This window comes from Bradyrhizobium genomosp. III (assembly GCF_000261705.1).
In the GTDB taxonomy this organism is placed as follows: Bacteria; Pseudomonadota; Alphaproteobacteria; order Rhizobiales; family Xanthobacteraceae; genus Bradyrhizobium; species Bradyrhizobium ottawaense.
On record NZ_AJQF01000465.1, the window covers coordinates 1 to 4,879 of the forward strand.

Annotated in this window: 7 protein-coding genes; 2 read left to right on the plus strand and 5 right to left on the minus strand. The window is 64.4% G+C overall.

Annotated elements, in window-relative coordinates; all coding sequences use genetic code 11:
- Positions 1–80 precede the first annotated feature (80 nt).
- The 5 genes from tarD to IC66_RS0136855 form a co-directional block, all read right to left on the minus strand.
- Positions 81–1,250, minus strand: coding sequence for a D(-)-tartrate dehydratase (tarD, locus tag IC66_RS0136835; RefSeq protein WP_028145643.1), 1,170 nt, complete (start codon positions 1,248–1,250; stop codon positions 81–83).
- Positions 1,251–1,387: 137 nt separating this feature from the next.
- The gene (locus IC66_RS0136840) at positions 1,388–1,630 is read right to left on the minus strand and encodes a DUF3297 family protein (RefSeq protein ID WP_038950952.1); all 243 of its coding nucleotides are present in this window, start codon (positions 1,628–1,630) and stop codon (positions 1,388–1,390) included.
- An 11-nt stretch (positions 1,631–1,641) separates the two neighbouring features.
- Entirely contained in the window at positions 1,642–2,118 is a 477-nt protein-coding gene (locus IC66_RS0136845; protein WP_038950953.1) for a glutathione peroxidase, read from the minus strand.
- 2 nt (positions 2,119–2,120) lie between these two features.
- Positions 2,121–3,521, minus strand: a complete 1,401-nt coding sequence (locus IC66_RS0136850; RefSeq protein WP_038950954.1) for an amidase family protein — start codon at positions 3,519–3,521, stop codon at positions 2,121–2,123.
- A gap of 200 nt (positions 3,522–3,721) precedes the next feature.
- Complete coding sequence (locus tag IC66_RS0136855) at positions 3,722–3,979, minus strand: DUF6894 family protein (RefSeq protein ID WP_038950955.1); 258 nt, start codon at positions 3,977–3,979, stop codon at positions 3,722–3,724.
- Positions 3,980–4,228: 249 nt separating this feature from the next.
- Between IC66_RS0136855 and pqqA the strand changes: the two genes are divergently transcribed.
- Positions 4,229–4,309, plus strand: coding sequence for a pyrroloquinoline quinone precursor peptide PqqA (gene pqqA, locus IC66_RS42860; RefSeq protein WP_007595659.1), 81 nt, complete (start codon positions 4,229–4,231; stop codon positions 4,307–4,309).
- A gap of 118 nt (positions 4,310–4,427) precedes the next feature.
- Positions 4,428–4,879: MBL fold metallo-hydrolase (locus IC66_RS0136865; RefSeq protein WP_038950956.1), on the plus strand; the 452-nt coding region annotated here is incomplete at its 3' end.

The following is a 4,879-nucleotide window of genomic DNA, read 5'->3' on the forward strand; positions in this document are numbered from 1 at the left end:
AGTCAATCCGCCGCACCAGAATGTGCATGCCCTAGCGCGTTCGCGGGGACGACACCGAGTTGTTGGAGACGCCGTCGACCCTACTCCGCCAGCGCCTTCATCTCCTTGTAGAGATCCGACTTGCCTTCAAAACCGATGCCCGGAAGGTCCGGCATGGTGATGTGGCCGTTCTCGACGCCAACGCCATCCGGGAAGCCGCCGTAGGGCTGGAACAGGTCGGGGTAGCTCTCGTTGCCGCCTAAGCCGAGGCCGGCGGCGATGTTGAGCGACATCTGGTGGCCGCCATGCGGGATGCAGCGGCTGGGGGACCAGCCGTGGGTTTTCAGGACTTCCAGCGTGCGCTGGTATTCGCACAGGCCGTAGGAGAGCGCGCAGTCGAACTGCAGCCAGTCGCGGTCCGGGCGCATGCCGCCGTAGCGGATCAGATTGCGGGCGTCCTGGTGGCTGAAGAGATTCTCGCCTGTGGCCATCGGGCCTGGATAGAATTCGGCGAGCGCGGCCTGCAGCGCGTAGTCGAGGGGATCGCCGACTTCCTCGTACCAGAACAAGGGATAGTCGCGCAGCATCTTGGCATAGGCGATGCCGGTCTCCAGGTTGAAGCGGCCATTGGCGTCGACGGCGAGCTGGGCGTCCTTGCCGATCTCCTTCAGCACCGCCTCGATGCGGGTGCGGTCTTCTTCAATTGGCGCGCCGCCGATCTTCATCTTCACGACGTTGTAGCCGCGATCGAGATAGCCGCGCATCTCACCGCGCAGCATCGAGAGGTCCTTGCCGGGATAGTAATAGCCGCCGGCGGCGTAGACGAACACGCGCGGATTGGCTTTGACGCCGTGCCGTTCGGCGAGCAGGCGAAACAGCGGCTTGCCCGCGATCTTCGCCACCGCGTCCCACACCGCCATGTCGATGGTGCCGACTGCGACCGAGCGCTCGCCGTGGCCGCCGGGCTTCTCGTTGGTCATCATCGCGCCCCAGACCTTGTCGGGGTCGAGATTGTCGCCGGCCGCATTCAGCAGCGACTTCGGATCGGCCTCGGTGATGCGCGAGGCAAAACGCTCGCGGATCAGGCCGCCCTGCCCGTAACGGCCGTTGGAGTTGAAGCCGTAGCCGATCACGCGCTTGCCGTCGCGAACGACGTCGGTGACGACGGCGACGAGGCTCGTCGTCATCTTGGTGAAGTCGATATAGGCGTTGCGGATCGGCGATGAGATCGGCTTGGTGATCTCGCGGACGTCGACGATGCGGACGGACATGGGGGGCCTTTCGATTTGTTAGCCCGTCATTCCGGGATGGTCCGAAGGACCTGACCTCAGGTGCGCAATTGCGCACCGGGGAATCTCGAGATTCCGGGTTCGATGCTTCGCATCGCCCCGGAATGACGGCTTCGCCGTCACTTCTTATCCCTGAAATACGGCTCCACCGGCCCGTGCACCTTGATGGTCAGCGGGTTGCCGTGGCGGTCCTTGGCGTTGCCGGCGGTGACGCGGACCCAGCCTTCGCTGATGCAGTATTCCTCGACATTGGTCTTCTCGACGCCCTTGAAGCGGATGCCGACGTCGCGCGCCAGGATGTCTGCGTTGTAATAGGGGCTGTTCGGATCGACCGACAGGCGGTCCGGAAATTCGTCGCTCATGATTGTCTCGCTCACAACAGGGTCTCGATTTGATTCCGCAATCCTTCCGGCCGTGCGGTCGGCGCGTAGCGCGCGATCACCTTGCCGGTACGGTCCACCAGGAATTTGGTGAAATTCCATTTGATGGAGGCCCCTAACAGGCCCGATTGCTGGTGTTTCAGGTACTCATACAGAGGGTGCGCATGGGCGCCGTTGACGTCGATCTTCTCGAACAGGGGAAAGGTGACGTCGTAATTGGTCGAGCAGAACGCCTGGATCTCGCTCGCCTGCCCCGGCTCCTGCGCGCCGAACTGGTTGCAGGGAAAGCCGAGCACGGAGAAGCCGCGCGGCGAGAGATCGCGATGCAGATCCTCCAGACCGCGATATTGCGGCGTGAAGCCGCATTTGCTCGCGGTGTTGACGATCAGGAGCACCTGCCCCTCGAAGCGGCGGAGCGCAACCTCCTCACCCGCAAGCGAGTTGGCCTTGAAATCGTAGATCGCGGACATCGCTAACCCACGGGATCGATCGGCGACGGCGGCACGCCGCCCGCCTCGATCGCTTCGCCTGCGAGCAGGCAGAGGTCTTCGCGGTAGCGGCCGGAGACGATGTGCACGCCGACGGGCGCCTTGCCGACCAGACCCGTGGAGACCACGAGGCCCGGCAGACCCATGAAGGGAATGGCGATCTGCGGCAGCTGCGCTTCCCAGACGCGCTTGAAGGACTCATCGTCCTTGCGATCGAGATGATCGGGGAACGGCAGCTCGCCGGACACCGGCGTCAGCAGCACCGCGTATTTTTCGAAGAACAGCATCCAGTCGCGGGTCAGAGTGGCCCGCCGCGTCAGCGCCTTGGCGTAATTGGCCTGATCCATCGGCGTGACCCTGCCGCGATTGCCGCGCAGGCACGCCAGCGCACCGGGATCGCCCTCGCGCTCGGCCATCTCCAGCTGCGCTTCATAGCCGTCGCCGAGCCAGAGCTTGATCTGCCACTCGACCGCCTCGCGCATCGACGGCGTGTTTTCGATCGTCTCGACCGTCCAGCCGGCACGCTCGAGGCGCTTGCCCGCATCGATCACCGCCGCCTTCACTTCGGGCGTGGTGGCAAGGCCGTCCGGATTGAGGCAGAGCGCGGCGCGCTTGTCCCGTGCTGGGCCTTCCAGCGGCACTGGTGCGTACCAGGGATCGCGGATGTCGCGGGCCGACATCGCAGCCAGTGAAATCCTGAGGTCGTTGACGGTGCGCGCCAGCGGACCCGAGACCGCCATGATCTGCGGTCCGATCGGGCGCTCCGGCAGTGCCGGATTGAAGGCGGGGATGCGGCCCAGCGTCGGGCGCAGGCCTTGCACACCGCAGGCATAGGCGGGGTAGCGGATCGAGCCGGCGATGTCGGTGCCGTGGGCGATGTGGCCGATGCCGGCCGCGACCGCCGAACCGGCGCCGCCGGACGAGCCGCCCGGGGTCAGAGAGGCGTCACGCGGGTTCTTGGTGTCGCCATGGACGAGGTTGGTGGTGAACCAGCGATAGGAGAAGGCCGGGCAATTGGTGCGGCCGAGCAGGATGGCGCCGGCTTTGCGGAAATTTGCGACCACCGGATTGTCCTCGCGCGCGATCAAATCGCGCTGGAGCTTGAGGCCGTTGGTGGTGGCAAAGCCCTCCTGGTCGACATTGGCCTTGATGGTGACGGGCACGCCGGCGAGCACGCCGGGGTCCTCGCCCCGCGCGATGGCGGCATCGACGGCGTCGGCCTGCTTGAGCACGTCGTCCGGCCGGTGGTCGATCACCGCATTGAGCTGGGGATTGACGGCGTCCAGGCGGGCTAGCCCGGCCTTGGCGGCCTCCCTGGCAGACACCTTTTTGGACTTGACGAGGATGGCGAGGTCGGCAGCCGACAGGCGCCAGAGATCTTGCATGGCTTGCTCCGTGTAACCGGCGTCTTTTAGCGCCGGGAACGCGGCAAAGCCATGCGGATTTCGCAGGGGCGAAGGCGCTGGGGCGCCGGGTGGTCCCTCGTCATTGAATCCTGAGCGCAGCGAAGCAATCGAGAAATCCCTCCGCGGAGGCAGTCTGGATTGCTTCGTCGCAAGGGCCAATGACGGGGAGGGAGTGTGGGCTAGTGCCGCGTCGCGGACGCGTCCGGGATGTCCAGCAGCGCCTCGGTGAAGGGGAACTCCAGCACGATCTCGCCTTCGGCGTCGGTCACCTCGATCACGGCGTCCAGCAGGGCGCGCTGGGTGCCCTCGGATTTCACCACCTCCAGGATCATCTGGCGGGCGACCTCCCAGGCGCGGTCGGGGTTGCGCAGGTCCTCGCCTTCGGGATCCACGATCAGTTCGTCGCCGATACGGGTGTTGAAGTAGTATTTGGGCATCATCGAAATCCAGTTGGGTCGCCTGTACCGGATTGAAAGCTGCACTGCACTCACAACTGCTTTATCAGGACAGGGTTCGCGACCGAATGCGCCGAACGCAAGGCAGCGCCCCAGAAGTGGTGTTCCCGAGGGCTTTTTTTCGCGGCGCAACATGGGCTTCTCGGGAAAATTTCACTGGCGAACTTCTCGGCGCGCATTAATTTAACGGGTGGGCGGATACGTCCGAATTCGCGAAAATGGAGTGCCAAAATGGCCTGGAAAGCCCCGAAGATCGTCGAAGTGCCCTGCGGCATGGAAATCAACATGTATGTGAGCGCCACCCGCAAGTAAGCGGTTGGTGATCTGCGTTCAGCGCAGGTGGGTCTTTCGGTCACGACCGGTTTCCGAATGATGGAAATCGTGTCGGCCTGAGATCCACCTCCGTGACGTTGCTTCCAGGAGACGGATCATGCTTCGCGTCGTCGTCCTGGGCGCCGCAGCCGGCGGCGGAGTGCCGCAATGGAATTGCGGCTGCGAGGGCTGCCGGGCGGCCCGTGAGAACGGCCATGAACTCTTGAGAACCCAAGCCTCGGTCGCCTTCAGCGGCGACGGCGAGTACTGGTTCCTGATCAATGCCTCCCCGGACCTGCGGCAGCAATTGAATGCCACGCCGCAGCTGCACCCCAAAGCGAGCGCGCTGCGCCATACGCCGATCGCAGGCGTTATCCTGACCAACAGCGAGGTGGATGCGGTGGCAGGCCTGCTCTCGATGCGCGAGGGCTCGCCCTTCACGGTCTATGCGCACGAGAAGGTGCTGGCGATCCTGAAGAGCAACAGCATCTTCGACGTGCTGAACGAAAAGAACGTGCGGCGCCAGCCGATCGACATCAGCGAGCCGTTCGAACCGCGGCTACCGGATGG